The 26247-nt window shown below is 39.0% G+C and carries 28 protein-coding genes and 2 riboswitches; of the genes, 7 read left to right on the top strand and 21 right to left on the bottom strand.

What is annotated here, in order from left to right; genetic code table 11:
• Nucleotides 1-4 precede the first annotated feature (4 nt).
• On the bottom strand, nucleotides 5-886 hold the full coding sequence (locus tag ACFX4L_RS03050) for a patatin-like phospholipase family protein (protein WP_061464011.1): 882 nt from the start codon (nucleotides 884-886) through the stop codon (nucleotides 5-7).
• 83 nt (nucleotides 887-969) lie between these two features.
• A complete protein-coding gene (gene splB / locus ACFX4L_RS03045) occupies nucleotides 970-1995 on the bottom strand; it encodes a spore photoproduct lyase (RefSeq protein ID WP_377381736.1) in 1026 nt (341 codons plus the stop codon).
• 136 nt (nucleotides 1996-2131) lie between these two features.
• Here splB and ACFX4L_RS03040 point away from each other — a divergent pair, with 136 nt between their 5' ends.
• Nucleotides 2132-2317, top strand: a complete 186-nt coding sequence (locus ACFX4L_RS03040) for a hypothetical protein (protein ID WP_061464013.1) — start codon at nucleotides 2132-2134, stop codon at nucleotides 2315-2317.
• Between the two features lie 131 nt (nucleotides 2318-2448).
• Here ACFX4L_RS03040 and ACFX4L_RS03035 read toward each other — a convergent pair whose 3' ends face one another.
• Nucleotides 2449-5019 (bottom strand): vitamin B12-dependent ribonucleotide reductase, encoded by a 2571-nt coding sequence (locus tag ACFX4L_RS03035; RefSeq protein WP_284470240.1) that lies wholly within the window; start codon nucleotides 5017-5019, stop codon nucleotides 2449-2451.
• A gap of 389 nt (nucleotides 5020-5408) precedes the next feature.
• Nucleotides 5409-6245 (bottom strand): lipoate--protein ligase family protein, encoded by an 837-nt coding sequence (locus tag ACFX4L_RS03030; RefSeq protein ID WP_089361497.1) that lies wholly within the window; start codon nucleotides 6243-6245, stop codon nucleotides 5409-5411.
• A gap of 203 nt (nucleotides 6246-6448) precedes the next feature.
• On the opposite strand from ACFX4L_RS03030, the gene ACFX4L_RS03025 reads away from it, so the two are divergent.
• Complete coding sequence (locus ACFX4L_RS03025) at nucleotides 6449-6832, top strand: rhodanese-like domain-containing protein (RefSeq protein ID WP_076365383.1); 384 nt, start codon at nucleotides 6449-6451, stop codon at nucleotides 6830-6832.
• Nucleotides 6833-6993: 161 nt separating this feature from the next.
• Here the strand turns inward: ACFX4L_RS03025 and gcvPB are convergent, their stop codons facing one another.
• Genes gcvPB through gcvT form a run of 3 tightly spaced genes read right to left on the bottom strand, consistent with a single transcriptional unit; the run spans nucleotide 6994 to nucleotide 10914 of the window.
• Nucleotides 6994-8451, bottom strand: coding sequence for an aminomethyl-transferring glycine dehydrogenase subunit GcvPB (gene gcvPB / locus ACFX4L_RS03020; protein WP_284470239.1), 1458 nt, complete (start codon nucleotides 8449-8451; stop codon nucleotides 6994-6996).
• Complete coding sequence (gene gcvPA / locus ACFX4L_RS03015; RefSeq protein ID WP_377403907.1) at nucleotides 8444-9790, bottom strand: aminomethyl-transferring glycine dehydrogenase subunit GcvPA; 1347 nt, start codon at nucleotides 9788-9790, stop codon at nucleotides 8444-8446. Before gcvPA ends, gcvPB begins: the two co-directional genes overlap by 8 nt.
• A 17-nt stretch (nucleotides 9791-9807) precedes the next feature.
• Complete coding sequence (gcvT, locus tag ACFX4L_RS03010; protein WP_377381726.1) at nucleotides 9808-10914, bottom strand: glycine cleavage system aminomethyltransferase GcvT; 1107 nt, start codon at nucleotides 10912-10914, stop codon at nucleotides 9808-9810.
• A 136-nt stretch (nucleotides 10915-11050) separates the two neighbouring features.
• Nucleotides 11051-11133: riboswitch (glycine riboswitch) on the bottom strand.
• Nucleotides 11134-11136: 3 nt separating this feature from the next.
• A riboswitch (glycine riboswitch) is annotated at nucleotides 11137-11224 on the bottom strand.
• Between the two features lie 373 nt (nucleotides 11225-11597).
• Between gcvT and ACFX4L_RS03005 the strand changes: the two genes are divergently transcribed.
• Together ACFX4L_RS03005 and ACFX4L_RS03000 are read left to right on the top strand one after the other, a co-directional pair.
• Entirely contained in the window at nucleotides 11598-13286 is a 1689-nt protein-coding gene (locus ACFX4L_RS03005) for a DEAD/DEAH box helicase (RefSeq protein WP_089361501.1), read from the top strand.
• Nucleotides 13264-14061: a YqhG family protein gene (locus ACFX4L_RS03000; RefSeq protein ID WP_377403904.1), complete on the top strand. Its 798-nt coding sequence runs from the start codon at nucleotides 13264-13266 to the stop codon at nucleotides 14059-14061. The genes ACFX4L_RS03005 and ACFX4L_RS03000 overlap by 23 nt, the downstream gene beginning before the upstream one ends.
• 49 nt (nucleotides 14062-14110) lie before the next feature.
• Here ACFX4L_RS03000 and ACFX4L_RS02995 read toward each other — a convergent pair whose 3' ends face one another.
• The 6 genes from ACFX4L_RS02995 to ACFX4L_RS02970 all read right to left on the bottom strand — a co-directional run bounded on the left by ACFX4L_RS02995 (nucleotide 14111) and on the right by ACFX4L_RS02970 (nucleotide 16190).
• Complete coding sequence (locus ACFX4L_RS02995) at nucleotides 14111-14296, bottom strand: YqzE family protein (protein ID WP_061464022.1); 186 nt, start codon at nucleotides 14294-14296, stop codon at nucleotides 14111-14113.
• Nucleotides 14297-14419: 123 nt separating this feature from the next.
• Complete coding sequence (gene comGG, locus ACFX4L_RS02990) at nucleotides 14420-14806, bottom strand: competence type IV pilus minor pilin ComGG (protein WP_061464023.1); 387 nt, start codon at nucleotides 14804-14806, stop codon at nucleotides 14420-14422.
• On the bottom strand, nucleotides 14799-15278 hold the full coding sequence (gene comGF, locus ACFX4L_RS02985; protein WP_061464024.1) for a competence type IV pilus minor pilin ComGF: 480 nt from the start codon (nucleotides 15276-15278) through the stop codon (nucleotides 14799-14801). Before comGF ends, comGG begins: the two co-directional genes overlap by 8 nt.
• Entirely contained in the window at nucleotides 15226-15564 is a 339-nt protein-coding gene (locus ACFX4L_RS02980) for a hypothetical protein (protein WP_089361505.1), read from the bottom strand. The genes comGF and ACFX4L_RS02980 overlap by 53 nt, the downstream gene beginning before the upstream one ends.
• Complete coding sequence (gene comGD, locus ACFX4L_RS02975; protein ID WP_284470234.1) at nucleotides 15551-16009, bottom strand: competence type IV pilus minor pilin ComGD; 459 nt, start codon at nucleotides 16007-16009, stop codon at nucleotides 15551-15553. The genes ACFX4L_RS02980 and comGD overlap by 14 nt, the downstream gene beginning before the upstream one ends.
• Complete coding sequence (locus ACFX4L_RS02970) at nucleotides 16002-16190, bottom strand: competence type IV pilus major pilin ComGC (protein ID WP_377403901.1); 189 nt, start codon at nucleotides 16188-16190, stop codon at nucleotides 16002-16004. Before ACFX4L_RS02970 ends, comGD begins: the two co-directional genes overlap by 8 nt.
• 97 nt (nucleotides 16191-16287) lie before the next feature.
• On the opposite strand from ACFX4L_RS02970, the gene ACFX4L_RS02965 reads away from it, so the two are divergent.
• Both ACFX4L_RS02965 and ACFX4L_RS02960 read left to right on the top strand, forming a co-directional pair.
• Nucleotides 16288-17787, top strand: a complete 1500-nt coding sequence (locus ACFX4L_RS02965; protein WP_377403898.1) for a recombinase family protein — start codon at nucleotides 16288-16290, stop codon at nucleotides 17785-17787.
• A gap of 116 nt (nucleotides 17788-17903) precedes the next feature.
• On the top strand, nucleotides 17904-18494 hold the full coding sequence (locus tag ACFX4L_RS02960; RefSeq protein ID WP_377403895.1) for a hypothetical protein: 591 nt from the start codon (nucleotides 17904-17906) through the stop codon (nucleotides 18492-18494).
• Nucleotides 18495-18522: 28 nt separating this feature from the next.
• Here the strand turns inward: ACFX4L_RS02960 and ACFX4L_RS02955 are convergent, their stop codons facing one another.
• From ACFX4L_RS02955 to ACFX4L_RS02925, 7 genes are all read right to left on the bottom strand, one after another.
• Entirely contained in the window at nucleotides 18523-18681 is a 159-nt protein-coding gene (locus ACFX4L_RS02955) for a hypothetical protein (protein WP_377403892.1), read from the bottom strand.
• A gap of 60 nt (nucleotides 18682-18741) precedes the next feature.
• The gene (locus ACFX4L_RS02950; protein ID WP_377403889.1) at nucleotides 18742-18954 is read right to left on the bottom strand and encodes a hypothetical protein; all 213 of its coding nucleotides are present in this window, start codon (nucleotides 18952-18954) and stop codon (nucleotides 18742-18744) included.
• 227 nt (nucleotides 18955-19181) lie between these two features.
• Nucleotides 19182-19325, bottom strand: coding sequence for a hypothetical protein (locus tag ACFX4L_RS02945; protein WP_377403886.1), 144 nt, complete (start codon nucleotides 19323-19325; stop codon nucleotides 19182-19184).
• Nucleotides 19318-19491, bottom strand: a complete 174-nt coding sequence (locus ACFX4L_RS02940) for a hypothetical protein (protein WP_377403883.1) — start codon at nucleotides 19489-19491, stop codon at nucleotides 19318-19320. The genes ACFX4L_RS02945 and ACFX4L_RS02940 overlap by 8 nt, the downstream gene beginning before the upstream one ends.
• The gene (locus ACFX4L_RS02935; RefSeq protein WP_377403880.1) at nucleotides 19491-19820 is read right to left on the bottom strand and encodes a helix-turn-helix domain-containing protein; all 330 of its coding nucleotides are present in this window, start codon (nucleotides 19818-19820) and stop codon (nucleotides 19491-19493) included. Before ACFX4L_RS02935 ends, ACFX4L_RS02940 begins: the two co-directional genes overlap by 1 nt.
• Before the next feature lie 549 nt (nucleotides 19821-20369).
• The gene (locus tag ACFX4L_RS02930; RefSeq protein WP_377403877.1) at nucleotides 20370-20975 is read right to left on the bottom strand and encodes a hypothetical protein; all 606 of its coding nucleotides are present in this window, start codon (nucleotides 20973-20975) and stop codon (nucleotides 20370-20372) included.
• Between the two features lie 37 nt (nucleotides 20976-21012).
• A complete protein-coding gene (locus tag ACFX4L_RS02925) occupies nucleotides 21013-22086 on the bottom strand; it encodes a hypothetical protein (RefSeq protein ID WP_377403874.1) in 1074 nt (357 codons plus the stop codon).
• An 826-nt stretch (nucleotides 22087-22912) separates the two neighbouring features.
• Here ACFX4L_RS02925 and ACFX4L_RS02920 point away from each other — a divergent pair.
• Complete coding sequence (locus tag ACFX4L_RS02920; protein ID WP_377403871.1) at nucleotides 22913-23761, top strand: hypothetical protein; 849 nt, start codon at nucleotides 22913-22915, stop codon at nucleotides 23759-23761.
• Between the two features lie 1228 nt (nucleotides 23762-24989).
• Here ACFX4L_RS02920 and ACFX4L_RS02915 read toward each other — a convergent pair.
• On the bottom strand, nucleotides 24990-26247 hold a 1258-nt coding region (locus tag ACFX4L_RS02915), incomplete at its 5' end, for a hypothetical protein (RefSeq protein WP_377403868.1).

Below are 26247 nucleotides of genomic sequence, written 5' to 3'. Positions count from 1 at the left end.
ATTATTAATATGACCATCTCTTAAGGAATTCTTTCGTACACTGTCTGCCCTGATTCATCAATTCTCCCTTTTTTTCATCATTCAGATTGAAATCCATTGCAGATATTCCCCTCATCGGGATAAATACAATATTCTGGACGTGTTTCTTGGAAATATAACGTGCATCATGGGCATCTTTCATCGTTTTGAATAGTGCGGAGAACAATTCAAGCGCATTATCCACCACATGCGGTTTCCATATCTCATCGACACTTAGTCGCAAGCCTATGACCGGCCGTTCCTTTCTTACATGATCTGAATTGAATAACCACATTGGAAAATTGCTTAACACACCTCCATCAACAAAAAGGACCCTGCTTTTTCCGACATCAAGTTTGACTGGCTCAAAGAAATAGGGGATGCTACAACTCATTCTTACTGCCTTTGCCACTGGAAAAGTCATCGGATCAATTCCATAGTTAGATAAATCATCAGGCAGTACCACCAATTTCCCATGTGTAATGTCAGAGGTTATGATACGGAGAGATTTCGGCCGAACATCCTTAAAGGTGACTACATTCCTTTCGGCAAGTTTAGCGGCAATCCATGCTTCCAAAGCGTCACCTTTATAAAGGCCCAGTTTCCAGTATAAAAGGAGCCACTTGGCAAGCGGGATAGGCAAAAGACCACGCCTTTTATCCAGCATGCCGATTAAATCTATATCAAGAAAAAGCTGTTCCATTTCTTTTCCTGTGTACCCAGCGGCTACGAAAGCTGCAATTATGGAACCTGCACTTGTACCGGCTGTCCTATGGAATACAAATCCTCGCTCCTCTAATTCCTGCAGGGCACCCACTAAACCGTAGCCTTTTATCCCACCTCCGGAAAAAACGCCGTCAATAATCATAGCTGCCCTCCCCTAATCCGGTCTTTACATTTCTAAGCAGGATTAGAGCGATTTATGACAGTTTTATATGGAAAATGCCTTCATCAGGTAAAATACTGAATTTCCGCTTTAGGGAAAAATTCCGCTATATACCCACGAATGGTCGTTTCCAGTTCTGCGGCTTCTTCGGTTTGGTAAACATATTTGCCAATTCCATATCGGCCCCATTTATATTTGCGCTTCGTTTCGTCCAGTTCCAATTTTGTTTTCGGATAGTTTTTTTGAATTACTTTTTTAGCAGGGCCCGTAAATCGATGCTGGATTAGTTCAAAAGTCAAGTCAGGGATATCCACCCCTTTTAACGCCTCACTTAACCGTTCGAATAATTCATGGTAGCCCTCCTTCCATGCTTCATGACGATATATTGGAGCTACGATAAAACCTAAGGGATACCCGGCACCTGCCACTTTACGTGCCGCTTCCATTCTTTCCTCGAAACTCGAAGTTCCGGGCTCGAAATTCTTTATTACGTAACGTGAATTTATACTGAACCGAAATCTCGTTTTTCCATTATGTTCAGCATCCAACAGGTGGTCGACATGATGAAATTTAGTTACGAACCTTAAAACCCCATATTCACTTTTTCCAAAATACTCTATAGCCCTTTTTAACGAATGTGTCAAATGATCAATTCCAACGATATCTGACGTACAGGCCGCCTCAAAACGAGTAATATCAGGCTTTCTCTCATTGATATATTTTTCAGCTGCCTCAAAAATCTCCTCGAGATTCACATATGTCCTAATGTATGGCTTTGTTCCGAGTGTCGTCTGTAAATAACAATAATGACAATGCCCCATACATCCGGTAGCAAGAGGGATGGCATATTCAGCAGATGGCTTTGAAGAATCGAATTTCAATGTTTTTCTGATGCCCACCACAAGCGTCGACTTGGCGACACGATATTTTTGCTGATCATTTTCTCCAGGAAGATCCCTAATTTGGTTATGTGATGTTGTCTCACGGATTTCAATATTCAAATCCTCGAATTTCTTTTTCAATTCCCGGCCAAGCGGGTATTCCAATGCCCTAGGCTCGATATATACTAACTGTGGCATAAATGGTTTCATTTCGTTCTCCATTCTTTTATGGATTTGTTCATACTTTCAATCGAACTAGACAATCTTATTAATAAGGATAGTTTTTCTTTATTCTGTTATCCTCATGATTGTTTTTAATTGGAAATCCAAATGAAGGAGATGCAAAATGGCTAATAAACGAGAATTCTTGACAAACGGGATGGGGAAACAAACGATTACCGTCCAAACAGATAATAAATATCCTAATCCTAGGAATATCCCTGGAGACTCGGTCGATGAATTTTCGGTATTGAAGGATGGAAACCAATACCTGGCCGAAAAGGAAATAGGCCAACAAAATGAAAATGGTTGAATGAACTTAAAAGAGAAAGCCGGATTCGGCTTTCTCTTTTAATAAGTTTAAAATCTACTCGCCCGATCTATTTAAAAAAAAGCCGTTAAGATTAGCTTTTCAGCACACTTAACGACTTCCCTTCTAATAGCTTATAGCCCACATTTTAATTGTGCTCCGCAATTCGTGCAAGTATTACATCCGCCCATTTCCTGGACTTCGCCTTTACGGCAGACCGGGCAAGTATTGCCCACTTCCGACCCAATCGTAACATTCGTCGAACGCAGTTCATTTATCGTATCGACCAATACGACTTTTTTCTTTACTTCCACATCTGTCAATTCGTCCATTTCAAGCTGCTCGTCCATTTGGTTTTCTTCCGCTTTGAGCGTGAGAACCTGACTGTCACGGCTGCCATCCACATATACTGTACCGCCTTTTGCTCCGCCTTTATATAGACGTTCATATACTTTTTCAACTTGTTCGACAGTATATCCTTTTGGAGCATTGACCGTTTTACTGATCGAGCTGTCAATCCAGCGTTGAATGATACATTGAACATCTGCATGGGCTTCAGGAGCTAATTCCATAGCGGAAATGAACCATTTTGGAAGCTCTTCTGGATCAGCTTCTGGATGACGGTCCAAGTATTCCTGAACAATATCAGCCTTAACTTCAATGAATTTGCCAAGACGGCCACTGCGGAAATACGTGAAGGAAAAATATGGTTCAAGACCTGTTGATACCCCAACCATCGTTCCTGTGCTTCCTGTAGGAGCCACTGTCAATAAATGAGAGTTACGGATGCCATATGCAGCAACGCTTTCCCTGATATCTTCCGGCATTTTTTCCATAAATCCAGTTTGTGTGAAACGTGTTCTAAGCTCATCGGTTTCTTTATCCGTTGATCCGATCAGGAACGGGAAACTGCCTTTTTCTTTAGCAAGTTCCACGGATGCCTTATAAGCTGTAGTCGCAATCGTTTCAAACACCTTGTCAACCAGAATATTTCCTTCTTCAGATCCGTATTCCGTTTCACAGTAGATCAACAGGTCATGCAGACCCATTACACCAAGTCCAACCCGTCGCTCGCCCAGTGCCTGTTTTTTGTTTTCATCCAAGAAATAAGGAGTTGCGTCAATGACATTGTCCTGCATACGCACACCGACTTCGACGGTCTGCTTAAGTTTCTCGAAATTAACGGTTTTGCTATCTTTATCAGCCATTTCAGCCAAATTGACAGCAGCAAGGTTACATACTGAATATGGGGCCAATGGCTGTTCGCCACATGGGTTCGTAGCTACGACCTGTTGACCGTAGGCTTTGGCGTTTGTCATTTCATTAGCATTATCGATAAAGAAAATACCTGGTTCTGCAGAGTATGTTGCACAAATGTTTATTAAGTTCCAAAGTTCTTTAGCTCGGATTTTACGGTAAACACGGACTTTGTGCCCCATTTCCTCCCATTTACGAACATCACCGACTTTATGCCATTCTTGATTATAAGTAGCCATTTCTTCGGCATCATAGCTTTCAACATCAGGAAAACGCAATTCGTATTCCGCATCTTGTTCTGCCGCTTCCATAAATTCCTTTGTCAAGCATATCGAGATGTTGGCGCCCGTAAGAAATTCAGAATTATGGACACTGTACGTTCCGCCTGTACGGATCTTTTCCTCTGCATCCCTAATGATTTTTTCGCTAAATCCACCTAGACCGGGAATTTCCTTATAGTTGATGATTCCTTGATACATAGCCGTTTCCTGTTCGGTGTGCGGCGTGAATTTCAATTTATCCGTTGCATATTTCTTGATTGCTTCATCTTTAGTGTTTTCCACTAGGTATCGAAGGATCCTTGGATTTTGCATTTTAGAAATGATGAATTCTGCAATATCCGGATGCCAATCAGCCAGCATGATCATTTGTGCACCTCGTCTGCTACCGCCCTGTTCAACAAGATGCGTCAATTTCGCGATATCATCAAGCCATGATACTGAACCAGAGGATTTTCCATTAACCCCTTTGGCCAAAGTGTTTCTTGGACGCAGTGTCGATCCGTTCGTACCCACTCCGCCTCCGCGGCTCATGATTTCCATCACTTGTTTCCTATGTTCTGAAATCCCCTCACGTGAATCCGGTACGAATGGCATCACATAGCAGTTGAAATAAGTAACATCCGTATTGGAACCCGCACCATATAATACGCGTCCTGCCGGAACAAAATTAAGGTTCTTTAGTTCTTCATAGAATTTATTGAACCATTCCGTTCTTTTTTCTTCCGTGGTTTCCACTGAAGCCAAGCCCGTTGCATTACGTTTCGCAATTTGTTCATAGTATATTTCAAGCGGCTTTTCGATAATATCCAGCGGACGGTTTACAATCCCCGTCTCCACTTCTTCCGGATTATCCAATACGCCACGGAATTCTTCATCCACCAATACTTTGGCTTTTTTCGTTTCCCAATCTATTTCAACGATGTAACCGAGACCCCTTGCCGGGAATTTCGGATCTTCCTTAATCGTCAACACTACGAAATCGCCTGCCGAGAGTGTGATTTTTTCAGTATCCTTAAAAGAATAGCGGTCAAGCATGACTAGACGGGACACGCCCTTATGCGCCATTTTCATATCAGCAGTTACAGGGTGAACCTGGGGAAATAAAGAAATATCCTTATTCAACCTTTCTAGATCAACCTTTAAAGCTTCTTTTATTACAACCGACATAATTCCCTCTCCTTTATATGTTTCAAGATCCGTTCTTGCTGCCGCAAATCTATATGTAGCCTTACATGTCCGTTTCGCTTAACAAGTACCCTAAATTTATCATAGCGAAACCCAAAAATCAACATATAGTGTCGCATTAAATATTTCAACTACTATATATTGTGTTTGTTTTGAATAACATTTAATTTTGTCAAACGATAAATCAATTAATATAGTTAGCAAAAGGGAGGAAAATGTCGATTTATAATAATTTTTCATCAGATTTCAATTAATTTGGACCTTGCTTTTTCCCCATGCCTTTTAGGGCTTATCCCTGCAAGGAATAGCTTATTTGGTCAAACAAATCTGAAAAAACTTTTTTATTATCCACTTTAATTATCCTGCTTTTTCTATCTCATGAAATTCCATTCATCGCTTTCATATTTGCTTTCTGCAATGGCCTTCACTTCCTGCAATTGCTTTTCAGTTAGGACGTATGGCTCTAACTCGATCGAAAGTCCTTCGGCAAAACCTTTTTCAAAAGCTTCTTTCGCTTCAGGGATGGTAACCTTTCTTCCGGCAATGTCATTTATGGCCACAGCTTTATTTTTTAAGCTTTTTTGCATTCTCTCCTTAACCCTGTCATTTGAGAATTTAAATACGCTAAAGAGCTTATCATCATCAAGTTCAAGCAAAATGGAACCGTGCTGAAGGATGACGCCCTTTTGCCTGGTTTGAGCGCTGCCAGCGACCTTCCTGCCCTCGACGACCAGTTCATACCAGCTTGGAGCATCAAAGCAGACGGAAGACCTGGGCGTTTTTAAAGCTGCTTTTTCCTGATCGGTTCTAGGCACGGCAAAATAAGCATCCAATCCCAGATTCCTGAACCCCATTAATATTCCTTCAGAAATGACACGATATGCTTCAGTAACGGTAGTTGGCATCCCCGGATAGGATTCTGGAACGATTACACTATAAGTCAATTCATGCTCGTGCAGTACCGCTCGTCCTCCTGTTGGTCTGCGAACAAAACCAAGGCCCTGCCTTTTGACCTCTTCCATATCGATTTCCGCTTCTGCCTTTTGAAAATAACCAATCGACAATGTCGCTGGGTCCCAACCGTAAAAGCGTATGATTGGCGGAATTTCCCCTTTGCTTTGCCAGTTTAGCAGTGCTTCGTCCAGCGCCATATTAAACGCCGGTGAACAATATCCAGAATCTATAAAACCCCATTTTTCTTTAGTCATCCTTACCCCTCGTTTCAATAGACTGTTTTTCAATACCCCACAAAAAACTCACATGTAGTAGTTTAACAGACTTTAACACTCTAAAAAAGAAAGTGCTATCAAGTCGATGAAGAATTTGATGAAAATTCTTTTTGATTATTGGGTAAAGCAATTATATAATAAAGATTGTCTGTATTCGTTAAGGTAGAAGGGAGTTTTTATGTTTGGAAATATTATATACACTGCTCATCATCTTAGGAGTGGTTATTGCGTATTCACTTTTTAATTGGTACCGCCAGCGTAAAATCGTTAAAACATTAACACAGGACGAATTTATCGCTAACTACAGAAAAGTGCAGCTAATCGATGTGCGGGAACCGAATGATTTCGATAATGGTCATATCTTAGGCGCAAGAAACATCCCTATGACGCAAATGAAAACCCGCTTGGTCGAAATTAGGCCGGACAAGCCTGTATATTTGTACGCTCAAAGCGAAATCATCAGCGGAAGAGCTGCAGCCATGCTATACAAAAAGGGCTACAGGGAACTTTTTCACTTAAAGGGCGGTTTCAAGATGTGGACCGGGAAAATCAAAGCAAAGAAATAAGACCCCATCTCCGCATGGGCTCTTTTAAATTAAAAAGCCTTCATATGCATCATGCGGGCTCTAGGAAAATGAAAGTTAACTGTTCGACTTTAATGAATTCTTACATAAACATGAAAAATCCCCGCCGGCAGGCAGGGATTTTTTTCGTGTAAGCTATCAGTCTATGCTTGATAACGCAGAATAGGTTTTCTTGCAGCAAGAGTTTCATCAAGCCGCTTAATAACGGTTGTATGCGGAGCTTCCTGAACGATTTCCGGGGTTTCTTCCGCTTCCTTGGCAATCTGGATCATTGCATCGATGAATGCATCCAGCGTTTCTTTTGACTCGGTTTCAGTCGGTTCTATCATCATTCCTTCTTCCACGTTCAACGGGAAGTAAATGGTTGGAGGATGATACCCGAAATCCAGCAATCTTTTTGCTATATCGAGGGTCCTTACCCCTAATTTCTTTTGCCTGCGTCCGCTTAATACGAATTCATGCTTACAATGACGATTATATGGTAAGTCAAAAAATGGTTCCAACCTACGCATCATATAATTGGCATTGATGACCGCATTCTCTGTGACGGCTTTAAGGCCATCAGGACCCATTGAACGAATGTACGTATAAGCTCTAACATTTATCCCGAAGTTCCCATAGTATGGTTTTACCCTGCCAATGGATTGCGGGCGATCATAATCAAGAACGAATTGCTCATCTTGTTTAACAACAAGCGGTTTAGGCAAGTAGGGAATCAAATCCGACTTTACCCCTACAGGGCCGGAACCCGGACCGCCGCCGCCATGCGGACCTGTGAATGTTTTATGGAGATTTAAGTGAACCACATCAAAGCCCATATCACCCGGGCGTGCTTTTGATAGGACTGCATTCAGATTGGCTCCGTCATAGTAAAGCTTCCCACCGGCATCATGGACAAGTTGTGCCATTTCCAAAATGTTCTCTTCAAACAATCCCAATGTATTGGGGTTCGTCAGCATCAAGGCCGCCGTATCCGGTCCGACAACACGCTTTAAATCTTCAAGGTCGACTAACCCATTTTCATCGGACTTCACTGTAATCGTTTCAAGTCCGGCAACAGTCGCAGATGCAGGATTCGTACCGTGTGCAGAATCAGGTACAATCACTTTCGTCCGTTCTGTATCGCCATTCGCTTCGTGAAAAGCGCGAATCATCATCAACCCTGTCCATTCACCGTGTGCACCTGCTGCAGGTTGTAATGTCACTAGATCCATCCCTGTGATTTCCGTTAAATGTTCCTGCAAATCAAATAATAGTTCCAAGGCTCCCTGGACTGTAGTCGGGTCTTGATATGGATGGATATGGGCGAAACCGTTAAAGCGTGCCACATTTTCATTTATTTTCGGATTATATTTCATCGTGCATGAACCCAGCGGATAAAAACCCGAATCCACCCCATGATTCCGTTTGGAAAGTGCTGTATAGTGACGCATGATATCCAGTTCGGACACCTCAGGAAGCTCTGCCTCTACTTCACGGATGTAGTCGGCAGGAAGAATTTCTTCGAGCGGAATAGTTGCAACATCCATTTCTGGCAGACTGTACCCGATTCGACCGGAAGTGCTGATTTCAAAAATGAGTGATTGATCTTGATTATTCATGTTGATCCCCCAATTCCTGCGCAAGTGCATCGATTTCTTCTTTTGTTCTAAGTTCCGTTACCGCAACCAGCATATGGTCTTTCAGCTCAGGATAAACCGTCCCTAAATCGAAGCCGCCAATCATCCCTTTTTCAAAAAGGTTTTTATTGATTTCTGAAAACGAAGCAGGCAGTTTAATGACAAATTCATTAAACGAAGGACCGTCGAACATCACTTCTATCCCTTTTGCCTTTATAGCTTTTTTCGCATAGTGCGCTTTTTGAATATTTTGCACGGCCATTTCTTTGACACCCTTTTTCCCAAGCGCCGTCATTGCAACAGAAGCTGCCAAGGCATTCAACGCTTGATTGGAACAAATGTTGGATGTGGCCTTATCACGGCGAATGTGCTGCTCACGAGCTTGAAGTGTCAACACAAACCCCCTTTTTCCATTTTCATCCACCGTTTGACCGACGAGCCGGCCCGGAACTTTCCGAACAAGTTTATTAGTAACGGCAAAATATCCACAATGAGGTCCCCCAAATGCCGCTGGAATGCCGAATGGCTGAGCATCTCCCGTTACGATATCTGCACCGAGTGAACCTGGGGGTGTCAAAGCCCCCAGTGCAAGCGGATTACTGGAAACGATAAACATGGACTTGACGCCATGAATGATTTCTTCCATTTCTTTCAATGGCTCTATCCGGCCAAAAAAATTCGGATATTGCACAATCACTCCTGCAATGTCATCTTTCATTAATTCCTTTAAAGCAGCCATGTCCGTCACACCGTCTTTATAAGGAATTTCAATCACTTCCACGCGTTGCCCTTTGGCATATGTCTTCACAACTTCTCTTGATTCAGGATGAACTGCTCCTGAAATGAGAATCTTCTTGCGCCGTGTCTGACCTGAAGCAAGCATGGCCGCCTCAGCCAGCGAAGTCCCGCCGTCATACATGGAGGAGTTAGCTACATCCATACCCGTCAATTCACAAATCATCGTTTGATATTCAAAGATGGCTTGCAGCTCACCCTGTGAAATTTCGGGCTGATAGGGAGTATAAGCCGTATAAAATTCAGAACGGGAAAGAACGTGATCGACGATGACCGGTGCATAATGGTCATAGACACCCGCACCAAGGAAGGAAGCATAATTTTTAAGATCCGCATTCTTGGCAGCAAGCCTTGATAATTCTTTCATTAATGCAGGTTCCGATTTAGCAGGCTTGATATCGTATTCTCCTTGAAAGCGAACACTTTCAGGGATATCATTGAAAAGTTCTTCAACAGCAGGTACCCCTATAACTTCCAGCATTTCTTGTTTATCTTGCTCTGTCATGGGTAAATAACGATGTTTCATCTAATGACCATTCCCCTCTATTTACGTGGTTTTTTATAAAAAGGTGTTTGTATTATAACGGCTTTCAAACGTTTGGAACGGATTTCCACTTCAATTTCCGCATCCAGCACCGAATATTCCTTATCGATAAGTACCAATCCTACGTTTTTCTTCAACGTTGGTGATTGGGTACCAGTCGTGACCTCCCCAATGACTTTGTCCCCGCTGTAGACCTTATACCCATGACGAGGAATGCCACGGTCAATCATTTCAATTCCCACAAGCTTCCGGGGTGCCCCTTTCTCCTTTTGTTCAGCAAGAACGGCTTTCCCGAAAAAATCGGCTTCCTTATCCACTTTTACCGCAAAACCAATCCCGGCTTCTATTGGAGTAATGTCCGCTGAAAGCTCCTGCCCATACAGCGGCAGTTTCGCTTCAAAACGCAGGGTATCACGAGCACCTAAACCAATCGGCTGTATCCCTTCTTCCTTTCCGGCATCCATTATCGCCTTCCAAAGGGCAGGGCCGTTTTCACTGTCGCTATATATTTCAAAACCATCTTCACCAGTATATCCAGTACGGGATACCAACGTGGAGATACCATTTATCATGACATTCTCCTTGAACTTGAAAAATCCAATTTCACTTAAGGCAGTATTTTCTGAAAGTTTTTGCAATATCTTCTCTGCAGATGGTCCTTGAAGTGCAAGCTGTATATAGTCACTCGATACATTCGTAATTTGGGCATCTTCCGTTAGATTAGCTTGCAGCCAATCGAAATCTTTTTCTGTATTCGCTGCATTGACCACGAGCAGATAGTCGTCTTCCGCCCTTTTATAAACGATGAGATCATCAACCGTCCCGCCGTTTTCATAACACATGGCCGAATATTGGGCACCGCCCGTTTGCAGCTTTGATATATCATTAGTCAGCATCTTCTGTAAAAAGGAAAGGCTCCCAGGACCCTTAACATCAACTTCCCCCATATGCGATACATCGAACAGACCCGCTTTTGTACGTACGGCTTCATGTTCGTCCTTTATACCCGAAAATTGGACAGGAAGTTCCCAGCCGCCAAAATCAATCGTTTTCCCTCCGTATTCACGATAAACCTCAAATAGTGGTGTTCTTTTTAAATTGGTCAAAAAATGACCCCCCTCAGATTTTTTAAAATTAAATTGGCTTCATTATCAAAGCTTTTTGACCTTACGCATCAGATATTCTGATTCATGATGTGAAAAAAGCACAAAAAAGGACAGAGAAAGCCCGTTTGAGCTTTTTCTCTGTCCTGAAACCTGAAAGTTTACCTATATAATAGGTTTTCCCCTTTGGTGGCCGTCCCAAACGGGCGGCGCTCTCCAGAGTTGCGTCCAATAAGAGTTCTTTTGCCTGAGAGATTCACTGCTAAGTTTGCTCCTTCGGCGCTACATCCGTAGTCTCTCCCCTTATCTTCACCCGCATATTATGGTCTACCAATGAAATTAAGCGAATAAGCCCCACCCATTAGTAAAACCTTTGAGCATCATAGAATGCATTCTCTGCCAAATCTCCAAAAACTCCAGAAAAACGTTTAAATGATCTCCTTCGGTAATCATGGATAAAGCAGGTACCTATAGCCCATACTAAGAAAACGCGAACTGCAAAATCGATACAAAAATTCTTTTTAGCGTTTGGAAATTGGAATTTTCTAAATATACTTATATCCTACCCTAAGAAACTTATCTCTGCAATATCTTTTGAAGAGAAATATTTTTCTTACTTCACATATGAAATGTTCGGTTTTTGACCTTATATTAAGGAATTTATGATTTAAGAGGGAGTTATTTCTATGAAAATCAATATATCCTTCAATTCTGAATGGAATGACGAGTTTTTACAAAAAGTGGAAAATGATGGTCCATGGGGAAATTGGGAGCTTTATAAGTTGGCGGTTAAAATGGAGGAAAATCTCATCATTCCTGATTTTGAAGGTTTACAGGCACCCAAGCACCTTCCTCAGTTAACCCCGCTTCCCCATCAATTGGAAGCTGCAAAGCAAGTGGTGGAAAAGATGAATGGAAAGGCCATTTTAGCAGATGAAGTAGGTCTCGGAAAAACAATTGAAGCCGGCTTGATCCTAAAGGAGTATATGATCAGAGGCCTTGTAAAGAAGGTATTGATCCTTGTACCAGCTTCCCTTGTAACACAATGGGCTTTTGAATTGAATACGAAGTTTCATATTCCGGCAGTCGTTCAGAGAAAAAGTTATGTATGGGACTCCTGTGATGTGGTCATTTCATCCATTGATACAGCGAAACGCGCTCCACATCGTGATATCATTTTCAATCAGGAATATGACTTCATCATCATTGATGAAGCTCATAAACTTAAAAATAATAAGACGAAGAACTATGAATTCGTCCAAAATCTGAAAAAGAAATTTTGTTTACTCCTGACAGCTACTCCCATTCAAAATAAAGTCGAGGAAATTTTTCACCTCGTTTCGTTATTAAAACCAGGCCACTTGGGAAATGCCTCACTCTTTTCGGAAAAATATAAAGGGAAAGGCCGGAACATAATTGAAGATGAACACCTAAAGGAATTGGTCAACACTGTGATGATTCGAAACCGGCGGGCCGATACTGGTATTGAATGGACAAAAAGGCATGTGGAAACCATCACCATTGAATTTTCTCCAACCGAGCAGGCATTGTACGATGCAGTTTCAAAATTCAAACCTATTTCTGATGGAACAAAAGGAAGCGCCTTTTCAGCTCTCACTCTCCAAAGAGAAGCCTGCAGCAGCAGAGAGGCGGTCTTTTATACTTTAAAAAACATGAAAGCCAAATACGACCAGCCTACCCCTGACTTTTTGGCAAAGCTTGATGATTTATTTACAAAAGTGAATGAAACGGTTCAGAATTCAAAAGCTGAAAAAGCTTTGGAACTGATCAAGAAAATTGATGACAAAGTGATTATCTTTACCGAATACCGAGCTACTCAGCTTTATCTACAATGGTACCTTCAACAGAATGGAATTTCTTCAGTCCCATTCCGAGGCGGATTTAAACGTGGAAAGAAAGACTGGATGCGAGAATTATTCCAAAAGAAAATTCAGGTATTAATTGCAACAGAAGCTGGCGGGGAAGGGATAAACCTTCAGTTCTGCCATCACTTGATTAATTTTGACCTGCCATGGAACCCCATGAGGCTTGAACAAAGAATTGGGCGGATTCACCGCCTTGGACAGGAAGAGGATGTCAGGATTTATAACTTTGCCACGAAAAATACTGTTGAAGAACATATTCTAAAGTTACTATACGAAAAAATTAATTTATTTGAAAAAGTAATTGGTGAATTGGATGATATTCTAACCAAACTGGATATTAACAACATTGAAGAATATTTAATTGATGTGGTCGGGGAGTCCAAAACAGAGGGCGAAATGAAAATCAAGATGGATAATTTTTCATCGATGATTCAATTCGCTCAATCCATGAAGGAAGGTGAGGTTCATGCAGCAACAGGAAATTCATGATTTTTTAATAACTTACTTTAAAGCCAATGAATGTGAAATATTGGATAATAAACCAACCCACCTTACAGTTCAACTAACGATAGAAATGGATAAAGAATTAATGAACCGGCCCTTTTATTGGCACTACCTGGAAAAAACGGGTGGCATTCCGAACCCAGCCCAGATGACTTTCATTACCGATCCGGAACAAGCCCCACCCGACCTAAAGGGAGAAATGATTCATTTTGGCTCCCCTCGGCTCCATCAGATTATTCAATCAACAAAAAAGCTGGCAGGGTATACTAGACTTTTTGAGGATACTCCTCCATTAATGGGCGGGAATAATCCATTGTTTCCATGGCTTACCCTGAATGTGAAAATATCCTACCAATGCGATCGTAAAAAAGATACTTTTATGTCCATCGGATTGAATTTAATTTCGGGCGAGATCATGGAAGGATTTCACCATCGGGTTTTACCAATTAAGGTCACCCCAAAAATACCGGATTACTCGTTTACGCTTTCACCGCTCATCATGCCGAAAAGTGGATTGGCAAGACTGGATACATACATTAGAACGAGTTTCGAGAATGATGACCATTCTTGGGCGGAAGAAGCCATGCTGCGCTGGCAGAATGACTTGAACTTATTGGAGCATTTTTACAAGGACATGGACGAAAAAAGTGAGAGTTATTTTACCGAAAAAGAAGCATTAAAAGCTCAATACGAACCGAATATCCGAATATCCATCATCAACGGAGGTTTGTTTTACCTTTCAGATAGGGCGTTGGGATAGTAAAAACGATACTTAAAAAAACAGATGTCCTAAGTTTAGGACATCTGTTTTATTTTTTGATATTTTTCCTTACGAACATCGACAAAGCAAAAGGGACAATGCCAAACCAATGGGATATACCATGATTTTTATCCTCTTTTCTATGACGGCGCTTTTCTTTTCGTTCTTTTTTGGTCAAATTAAAATACTCGACAAGCTGTTGCGTCAGATATTTAATATAAGCGTTTGTAGACATTTAAAATCACCCTATGCAAAGTATGCCCGGCTAGCGCTTCTTTTAATCCTTCACTTGTTAGTTAAACACGTAAAATCGTTGAAAATGGGTCAGCGTTTTAAAAAGAGAGTTGATCTTTGAGTATTACATAGCCTGCTTTTCTATCCATTCTATCACTCTCCCCGCTTCTTTATCATATTGAATGATGACCCTGCCAACGCGGCCATTTTTAGTTGTGGAAGAAAATTCGAGATAGACGTAAGGACCGTCTTGCTTTGTTAAGGAATACCTCACCACACCATTTGGGTATGAGATTTCCCCCTGAATGATGTCCGGGATCACCTCCCCCAGCTCTTCCGTCACATCCTTAACGGCGAGATGTACAAGATGGTCGGCCACAAGCGATTCTTCCACTTCTTTATAAAACCTTTTATCGAGGATAAATTGATCGATCATCAATATCGTCAACATGATGAAAACACTTGCTACAATCATTACCATCGGGAAAACGACTCCTTTTTGATTATTCATCGACTTTCTTCACATTTTTAAAGAAAGGATGAAATCTTCGACTGAAAGTAGTCCCTGCTTTATCCGTTATATTTAAAACAATGACACCGCCATCCTTCTCGACCTGGAATTCCGAAATGTTCTGCAAGATGACCTCATGCCCCATACCATTCACTCGCCTTCGGACCTTATCCTCATATTGTTCAATGGATGATAATTGCTCACCTGAAAGCAAATATAATTTATTTCCCATTACATCCTGATCTATTGAACTCCGGACCTCCTGCTGCATTTGCATAGTAAAGACCTCCCACTCTTTAGGATGTAACTTGTCAATGGACCTCACCTGGGTATGAATGGTTGAAAAAAGTTCTAATACAAAAAGAGACGTCGTCATTAAGATCATTAAAGAAAAAAGCATTTCGATCATCGTAAAACCATCATTTTTTCGCAGCATCACAAATGGATTCATATTTACCAGATTCATCTTCATAACATACACACCCTTCAATCATCCCAGGGAAATCGCCATGGTCCCTCCATATCAATTCATAGGATTTTCTTCGGTAAATGATATCCTGTCCAACAGCTTGTATCTCCCCATCGATGAACGCCGTCAATCTTTCATATAATAAATGGTGGGCTTCTGTCCTTATGACAATATTTTTACGATGTGTCATCAACTCTTCAAGAATCGGTAAAATGGAAAGGACCACGAAAATACAAATGGAAAATGCGGCAATAATCTCAAGGTAGACGTAACCCTTACAATTTCTCAATCCTGAACCTCCCTTTACCGATATTGAGGACCAATTTGTACTTTCCTTTTGAAGTGTCAAGCATCATCGTTCCAGCTTTTGAAGCATTTCCATACTGATTAAAATGAAAGCTGAACCCTAATGTTCCACTTAAGAACTGTATATCCTCTGGTATGCTTCTCTCTAGAAGAGTTCCCTCCTTATAAGACGAAACACTATAAAACTTATTGGTATTATCAATATGGAGGTAAATCAAGCCCTCATGACTGATGGCATACTGTTGTGCGTAGAAAAGATCTTCATGGAATTGAGAAAGAAATAACCTGATTTCCATCCCTTTAGTGAAGCTTGGATATAAATTTGGGCTGATGGAAATCAGGAGTATAAAAATAACAAGGACAATAAGGGTTTCAGACAGGGTATACCCCCCATTGGAATGCCGTATATTAACTTCTCTCCTACTCAACGACCGTTACCTTTCCTTTGTTATCCAAACTAATATCATTCCCATTAGGGCATGATGTCTGTTTGAGATAGCCTTGACTTTCCAATTCATCGATACTTGCGGGCAATTTAGCATTGTCGATCTCATATGCCTGAACCTGTGCTTGAGCCATCTTGTCAGTAAAACACAGTTCATCCTTCATTAAATAAACAGCTCTGACCTGTCACAGTTTTAGAAAACACTCTTAATGTTAATAAGAGAGGACTATAAATCAGAGCATTAATGGAGGAGAAATCAAGATGGTACAAACAGCAACAAAATTAAAGGTAGCTCTTTATGTGAGAAAATCTAGAGAGGAAGAAGGAGGAGCAGAGGAAACCCTCCATAATCAAAGGGAAACATTAGTTAGAATAGCTAAGCAAAAAGAATACAGCTATGACCTGTTTCAAGAGGTTGAAAGCTCAATTAATTGGAATAGACCTGAGTTAGCTAAGATGCTTGAGGGTATATTACAAGGTAAATACAGCAGAGTCCTTGTTACTCATACTGACAGACTTAGCAGAGATGAAAGAGACTCAGCAGAGCTAAAGGAAATCTTTATAGAAAATGACATCATTATTGAGACACCAGACAGCACAATAGACCTTTCAGATGAAAATCAAGAGCTAATGTTTGGCTTTACCTCTGTCCTTTCAGCTTATGAATATAAGAGGATTAGACACAGATTAACTAAAGGAAAGTATGATGCTGTTGCAATTAAAAATAGATGGATTGGCTCTACTCCTCCATTAGGTTATACATGGGATAAAAACACTAAGCAGTTATATGTAAATCCTGAGGAAAAGAAAGTAGTAAGAAAAATGGTTGAATTAGCTTTGTTAGGCTATTCCTCAAGACTTATTGCAGATAAAATAAACAAGTTAGGATACAGTTCTAGAAAAGGCAACCAATTTAAAACTGACAGAGTATTAGGCATCTTACAAAATAGAGTGTACCTTGGAGAGTCAAAGTATAATTCTAAAAGGCTGAAAAAGACTGCTGTAGCAAAGGATACTCATGAGGCAATAATAACTGAGCAGGAATTTAATCAGATACAGGCTCTTTTTAAATCTAGAAAGTCAAAAGAAAATCTGCAATCCTTAGGTATTAAATCTCCTGTCAATAAGCTTTTAGTTTGTGGGGTTTGTGGAAAAGGGATGACAATACAGCTCAATAATAAAGTCAGAAAGACAGGGAGAAATTACTCCTTTTATCAGATTAGACCTTGTAGGCATCAGATTGACTTTGATACTAAATGCCATAATGGAGGAGTATCCATTTATAAAGTTGAAAATGCAGTCCTAGATGCATTAAATCTGTACAAACAAGAGTTACAGCAGTCCTTAGTAAGTCTGTTAGCTGAGGATACATCAGGCTTAGAAAATAACCTAACCTCTACTTTAGAAAGTCTAGAGACTGACCTTGCTAAGCAGGAGAGAAAAGCTAAAAGGCTTTTAGACCTTTATCTAGATGAGGAATTAGACAAGCAATCATATCAGCAGAAAAAACAGGCCTTAGAGGATACTATCTCAGCTCTTAAAAATGAGATAAACATTGTAAAACATAAATTAGAGAGTATGGATGCCTCTGTTCAATTAGGCAAGGTAACAGGAATTTTAGAAATGATTGATAATTTTGAGGAGATGGAATTAGAGGAGCAAAATGCTACATTAAAGCTCATAATTTCAGGGATTGTCTTTACTAAGACTGCTGAGACAAACAATGAGCCAAAATTAGATATTCACTGGAGAGAGTTGTAAGGGAGAGCTGTAAAAGCATCTCCTTTTTTGTCCTTTCTTAAAAGAATAACAATTGGTTTTAAAGTGAAATAATGTTAGGATAAAATTGTTGAAAAATTCTAAATAGGGATGATAATATGAGTTTTTTTAAAAGGTTATTTTCAAGTGAAAAAGACACTGAAAACAAACAGGATAATCAAAATGTTAATAAAATTGTTAAACAGGCAAGAGATTATAATAAATGGACTAATGATGTTTTTGAATTATCACAAAAAGCAAGTGAGTTACATAAAGCCAATAGAAATCAAGAAGCAATAAGTATTTTAGAAAAAGCTATATATGAATTAGATTCTGACATCCCTTATAGCTACTCTCTCTTAATTGAGATATATGAAAAGGATAATAATAAGGATGGATTAACAAAGTTATTAACAAAAATAACAAAAGAGATTAATAGAAGTAGAAATGAAATTAATGGTAGCAGTGTAAAATTCCAAAGATTATCAAATGAAATACAGTTAATTCTTAATATGGAGAAATATGCAGAGGAAATATCAGAGTATCTTAATAAAAATAATGAGCTTAACAAAACAGAGGTAATATCAAAGATTCAAGACCTTGTTGATTTAGACCCTTCCCAAGCAAACCAAATTTATAAATATTGTTTAGAAAATAAATATATCACAAGAGAGAAAATAAAAGGTGTTTATAGGCATAAAGGAGCATAAAAAAGGAAAAGCTTCATTGCTCCTCCTTTTAACTTGCTGTTTTATTTTGCTTTGAATTGTACAACTCTATCATTTTCTTTGCCCACATATCAAAGCTTGGCTTACCATGTACATTAACTGTAACCTTATCCTTAGTCTTAAATGCAATAACCTCTATATTTTTTTCCTGCTTGCTAAATTGATCCATTCTTTATCTTCTCCCTATTGTTTTTTGTTGGTTTCACATAACTTTCATTAGATGTTAATATTAAAACTGTGACAGCTCAGCTAATAGTTCTGCTCTCTCCTGTAAAGCCTCTTTACTCCCTTTATGCTCATCTAGCATTTTCTGCATCTTTGCTAAATCCTTAACATATCTGCTTTTCTTCTGTACCATCTGCTCCAATGTAGATACAAACTTTATATACTCATCTAGCTCCTTAATCAATGCCTCTAGCTTTTTAATAGTTGCTGTTTTCATCCTTCAGTCTCCTCTTTGTTTTATTGGCTTACATCTCTATTGTTAGATGCTGTTTCTCTATCTGTGACTGCTTAGCTCCTAACCTGCTGACATAACTAACATTAGAGGTTGTTGCTGATACTGTGACATCCAGAGTTATTCCTGCTACATAACTATATTTAGAGGAGTTTTCTAAACTGAGACAGATAGACAAAAATAAAAGAGGAGACAGCCTCAGCCATCTCCTGTTATCTCATATTAATTTTATCTTTATTTCTCTTAACTTGTTCCTGAGCTTTCTTTAATCCCTTGCTTATTTTCCATAGGGATGAGGCTTGGTTACCCTTGCTCTTACTGTAGTCATGCTCTGCCTTAAAATCTTTCCTACTCATTATCCTTGTCCTCCTTTTGTTGCTCAGCCTCTGACATCTTTTTAAATGCTTGAGACAATGCTATCAATCCTGAGCCTTTTGCTTTTGGAGTAGTAGCCTCTACATGCTTTACTCTTAGACCTGACTTAATAAACCCTGCCATTTGCTCATTATTAAACTCTGCCATTATATAGCCTCCCTTGTTATATTAGCTTTCCCTCTAGGTTTAGGATGGATTGTCCTCTCTTTTCTGTACTCAAGTACATACTGCTTTACTACAAACATGGGTACATTGTAAACATCTGCAATAGCCTGATAGGAGTTACCTGTATCCCTTAATGTATTCCACTCTTTAATTAGCTGAGGAGAGTGTGACCTAAGCTCTGCCCACTCCCTAATAAGCTCTTTATGCTGTCTGATGTACTTAGTTACTGTAGGCTTTGATACTCCTACCCTCTCAGCTATTTCAGCAGTAGAGTCTCCTCTGTTATAGAGCCTTATAATCCTTTTTTTCATATCCTCAGTAACTTTTACAGGTTGCTTTCTAATATACTTTTTTCTTATTTTACAACCTTTTGCATTATCAATATCCTGCTGTAGCTGATAGTACCTCTCCAGTAATGCCTTAGGTAGCTGTTGCTCTACATTGTACTTGTAAGGCTTGTAAACAATCTTACTAACCCTGTGCCAAGTGTCTAGGATTGGATGGGGGTATACATCTACAATACCTCCTGTCTGAACATCTATAGATTATTTCTCAGGCTTTTTAACTGCCTCCATAACTGCATAGAGCTTATTGTCTAGATCATCCTCAATACTCATTTGCTTTTCTCTCTCTGCTTTTACATTTGCTTTTGTCATCTACAATCTCCTCCTCTGTATAAAAGAAAAAGAGCAGGTCTAAGACCTACCCTTATTTCTCTATTGAAAATACTTTGTTAGCAATGCTCACCATTAAAACTGCTCCCAAAACTTCTAAAACAATCATTATGCATTTACCTCCTTAGTAAGTTATCTGTGCTAAAGTCTCCCTACTAAATCAGGCTCTCTCTGTACCTGTACTGCTTAAATACTTAATCTCCTTTGTAGCTGAACCATTTCCCTCTTTAATGCTCCACCTTTAGACACTAGGATTGATTGTCCTAAATGTACTTTGCCATAAAACTTAGCTCCCTGAGGTACAAGACCTGCATCAATCAATAAGCTGTTAGCTACTCCAAAAGATGTATTAAGTTTACATGCATATCCTTCTACCTTAGCTGTATCCTCATCTACAGACCTAATAGACATTGTTTCAACATATTCCTTATCTAGTACATTAAAGATTGTTCTAGCTCCTGCATGTACTGCAAAGAAAGCCTTAAACAGCTCATCCATCTCTCCTGCTTTTCTTACAGCTTGTCCATTGTTAATGGCTGTCTGCAATCCTTCTTTTCTCTCAATGTCCTCCACTTGCTGTAACAATAGCTCAGCCTCTCCCAAGTCTGTAGCTAACTGCATTTCCTCTTGAATCTGAGCTTTCTTAGCCTGTAGTCCTGCTACTGCCTCTGCTCCTGATCCCTTAACATCCTCTAGCTCTACAAACTTAGCTTGAATAGCCTGTAATGCTGTCTCCATATCTTTAATCTTGCTTTCCATTCCTTTTGTCATTTCTACTCTTTTGTTTTCCATTTGTAATCAATCTCCCTTTTATGTGTTTTAGTTTTTATTAGTCCTCATTAATTTCATTTACAAATTGCTTGTACTTATCTTTAAACTGCTTATCCTGCTGAGCATCTAACTTAGCTAACAATACTCTGAATGGCATGGCTGTCATCTCAGGATATACCTTTAAATGAGCCTGATAATCAAGAGTTACATCCTCATATCTAGGCATTTTAACAGCAGTATTTTTATCTACATTCTTTTTCATGTTGTTAAACTTAGAAAACAACTCTTTACCTTCCTCAGCTCCAAAAGTGTCAATCAGGTCTTTCTCTGCAATAGGCTTTCTAGGAGGTACTTTACCATCCATTCTGTCAAAGTCCTTATGAGCCTTTTCCATATCCTTAACAGACTTACCTGATGCAAGTTTTAACAGCCTTAAAGCCTCAGCATGATTAACATAAGCCTCTGTTACCTGACCATTAAACAAGCTGACAAACAATAAACCTAAAGTTTGTACCTCAAGTCTTACTAAAGGATGATCTAAATCCATTGTCATAGCATTGTAAGTGTTACCTGCTGTTTTCTCTGTACCCTGATACAAGAAAGGACTCTCAGCAATGATTGCTTTAATCAATAAAACCTTATCCTCCTCAGGTACAATATTAGTCAAATTATCAGACATAAAGCCTCTCATAGTAGAATTTCTGAAGTCTGTAAACCTCTTAAACTCCTCTTTAGAAATACCAAAATACTCAAGGATAATAGCTAAGTCCTTTGTAGATGTTTTAGGACTCTTTAGCCTTGCTAGTAAGTTCTCATAAACAGCCTCTAATGCTGACTCATCTAGCTCTCCCTCTACATCCATTAGCTCAGCAGTACCTGAGTACCTCTCAAAAGCTGATACATACAGGTCTAGATATTCTTTCTTGTAAGTCCTTACCTGCCTTGTACTGATGGATACCTCAGGATGATTAGAGAATTCTTCTTGAGTACAGTCTAGGATTGCCTGAGCATGTCCAAGAGCTTGCACTAATTCATTTCTATTACTGACAATATATTTACTGATAATCTCTGAGAGCATTTCCTGCTTTCTCTCAGGAGTAGAATCTTTAAATTCATATTTTAATACTGACATTGTGTTACCTCCTTTTGATATGGGATGAGGATATACTGCCTATTTCACTTCCTCCTCCTTCTACTTATATATACTTCTGTACTGAGCCATCTAAAGTACCTGGGAGGAAGTAATTTAGGAAGTAGGCATTTATTTTTAAAGGACAGTAAAACTCAATACACTTGTGAGGTTTTTTACCTGTTTTGAGTAGATATGTGACCTTTTTTACCTTTTTCAATATCAGCTACTGCATCAATAATCCAAGAAAGGCCAACAAAAACTACTCTAACACTTGAGCATTTTTCACTCTTTTTGTTCTAACACTTGAGCAAAATTCACTTTTTTACCTAAGGCTAAAAATTGCTATATCCCTTGCAGGAGTAAGGATCATACCACTTTTTAAGCAAAAGCTATCCCTCTTATATCTTTAGAAACAAAGACCCTTAGGCTTATCAGCCTTAGTCCTTCCTTACAGTCAGTCCTACCTACAATAATTAAGAAATCCTAAGTAATCCTTTTATGTCTACAATAGCTCAGCCTTATCCTCAGCTAGAGCATTTAGGACAGTTGGGAGGCTCTTAATCCTGTCCTGTTGTATAAATCCTTAAAAATCCCTCTAGTCCTTTAAGTTTTTGTAGGGAGCTTTGCTCCAAGCCTCTAGGCTTTAGCTCTTTTAGGCTCCTAGCATCAGTTGAGGAAACTATTCTAAATAAGTTAGGCAGCCATATTGAAAAAATAAAACAGAATATGATCCAGATTACTTTAATCCCTATTACACAGTCAGACATATAGGAGAGAAAGGCTGATGACTCAGCTTTAATACTTAAATAATCAGGGGGAAAAGAAAATGGCACAGGAGTTTATGAATGTTGAGACAGGAGATGTAGTAAAGATTGCATCATATAGGACAGAGGCACAGCAGGAAGCTTATCAGAAACATCAAAAGGCAAAGGCAGTTATTAAAAAGTCAGGTAGTCCTTTTGTATTCTCAGAAATGGAAGCATTTAAGGGAGGCTTATCAATGTTGAATAATAAAGAGCTAGGATACTTTCTATTGTTACAGACATATGTAGACTATAAAAACATGGTTAAAGCTAATGCAGATGCTAAGACTCCAATGAAAACAAAGGAAATAGCTGAGGCTTTAGGGGTAACTGCTCAGACTACTAATACTGTATTGAAAAAGTTTGAAAAGCTAAGCCTAATCTACAGGGACAAGGTAGAGGTAGCAGGTAAAAGCTATAAGGCTGTATTTATTAGCTCAGACTACTGCTTTAGAAAGGGAGTAGGAGCTGAGTACAGTAATAAGAAAACAGATAAGGCTGTAAAAGTATTCATTAATAGCTTACAGGAGGCTTTTAAAGAAGGATTACAACCTGCTGACATTGGCTTTATTTATAAATCAATTCAATTTATCCATTATGAGACTAACTTGCTAGTAGCTAATCCTACTGAGAGAGACTTGCATCAGGTACAGACTTTAAGCCTTGAGGCATTGGCTGAGGTTATGGGATTATCTGTAGAGGAGACAAGCAGAAAGCTAGGAAACTTACAATGGACTAATATGTATGTGTATGGAAAAATTAGAGTAGGTAGGGAGTTAATTATTAAAGCTAATCCTAATCTATTGTACAGAAAAGCAGGAGAATTTGATGAGACTCTAGGAGCTGAGTTTGTAGTAAACAGCAGTAAGTAAGCCTTTAAAACAGTAGCAAGAGATGACTAATAAGGGAGTCCTCTTTAAGTAGCAATACTTTAGAGGCTAAATCTCCTTTTCTCAGTTATGGAGTGAGACAATCATTCTGCTAATTCTGTGCTATGAGCCTTATTATCAGTAGGTAGACCTCTATTATTGTAGAGCTTTATCTGTTGGTAGTAAGACTCTCCTTTTTTGTCCTTTTTCAAGTATAGGGGGTACTGTTTTAAAGGGAGGGGTAGGGTACTACTTTTGGGGTACTCTTTATAAGTACAGTAAGGATACTGATAGGATTAACAGTATTAACAGTTAGGAAATAGAGAGTAATTTTGTAGGCAGTTATAGGAGGGATAACAAGGCAGTAGGAATACAGTTAGAGGACAGACAATGATACCAAATAGAGTAACATTAAAGGACAGTAAGGAGGCTTAAACCCTTGCTGTATAAGCATTTACAAGGGATACAGATAGGATACTGTACCAGTAGAGTAAAGAGTAAAAAGTCCATGACTCAGCCCCTACTCCTCCCTCCTTCCTCTAGTACTTTGTAGAATTACAGACAAGAGGCAGTATATTGCAGTAAATGAGCTTTTTCTTCCCCCTTCTCCTGCTCTCCCTTTGTAATTGAGAGGATAATAGAGCAGTATAAGAGCAGAAATAAGGCTGACTGTGACTGATTCCATTGGACAGAAAGTTTGTACAGGCTTATCTGTATTTATGCAGGATATTGTATAGATAGACAAAGCCTTGATACTACTGCATTTCTAGAGGTATTGACATACTAATCAATTTATGTTCAGTAGTCTACTGATGCTCCTGCTGTTGCTGTGTAAGATGTAGTTGAGACTGCTGAGAGCTGAGCCAAAGAGTAAAAAGAATTAAATGATAAAGCATACAGTAACAGAGCTATCAGCTTTCAATGGTAAATACCCCCATCCATAGGGGGAGTACCCCACAGAATAGTATGCAAGTAGCTACTCTAAAATACATAACCTATTTTTTGCAGTTCGAGAGGAAATGGACTCAACATGATACTGTACTGATACTGAGCTTATTTTAGAGATACCCTATCTGTAAAATGGGCAAAGCCTTTTAAAATTTTATTAGCCTATTTTTAGAAACTAAGTAGGAAATCTAATTGATCCATTTTCAGACAATTAAAAAGGAGCAAAGCCATCAGCTCTCCTCCATATATTTAATGCTACAATTTATTGAAAGACTCATACACATTAAATTAAATTTTCTTTATAATACATCCTTAAACAGTAGCTTACCCACTCCCCTAAATTTTTTAAAGGTATTTTAAAAGGAAAATCACAACCATTTATTCCATCAGGGTCTAAAAGGGGAATACTACTTATTGTAGGTGTCTCAGTAACAAGTTTTTGACCTGCATGTAGATATTTTGACCTTTTATTATAATAATCTACAAATTCTTTAACTAGGTCAGAAGGTAGGTATCTAGAGGTAAGCTCCTTTACCCTTCTACCAATTTGAAACTTTGGCTGTCCACATGAATCACATTTATCCTCTGTAAAGCCAATTAATGTTACTACCTCTAATGCTGATAAATAGAGAGTTGTGGCTATCTCTGTTTTGTTCCCTCCATGCATTGAAACAAGTTTTCCATCAGGTCTAATATATATCTGTTCCTCTAAAGCTCTTGCACTATGATAATGACTACAAGCCTTTAGAAATAATTCTAACTCTGGACTCATTTCCTCATTACTAGCTATCTGTTCTATTAGCTGTTTACCCTCTTTAGATATTACTAGGTAATCATCTACTAGAGATAAATCATCCATAAACTCCCTATCATCCTGGTATATCTCTTTTTCTAATGTGATAGTCTCCTCACCAGGTCTAGTGTTTGGTCTCCTAAAAACAGCATTAGTTTCAACAGATAAAAAATCCATAACTTGATTAACTTTTCTAGCAAAATAACCTGAGGCTTGGTTAACATCATATGCTTTAATAATGCAGGAAAACTGACTATCCCCATCAACCATAGGAAGAATTACAAAGCTCTCACCAATATAAGACATGATAGGAAAATATGCTTTTATTGTAGCTTGCATAAGGATAGCTTGATACTTACCAACACTTTCTTTTGTTACATTAATTACCTTTTTTAGTCTGTTATATAGCTCTGTACCCTTTTGAATATCTTCCTTACCATTATTCTGTAAAAAATAGATATTGTTTATAGAACCTTTCTCTTTATATGTAATACCAACCTCTAAAGCTGTTCCTTGATTGATATTCATAAAGCCAAAAGTAATTTTATTCTTTGAGCCATCTTTAATAGGAATGTACTGCCAACCACATGTCCCAAACTCCTTAGCCATTTCAGACCATAAACATCTTAGAAATTCATTAGAATCTTTTACATCACTTATGGACAGGTTACACTTAGTTGGACAATAAAAATAAGGGCATGTAGAATCATACACAATAAGTGAGGAGAATCTACTATGTCTAGAAAAA

This window comes from Peribacillus sp. YIM B13482 (assembly GCF_042787975.1).
In the GTDB taxonomy this organism is placed as follows: Bacteria; Bacillota; Bacilli; order Bacillales; family DSM-1321; genus Peribacillus; species Peribacillus simplex_A.
Note: the sequence above shows the minus strand (reverse complement) of the source record. Positions and strands in the feature narration are given on the sequence as shown.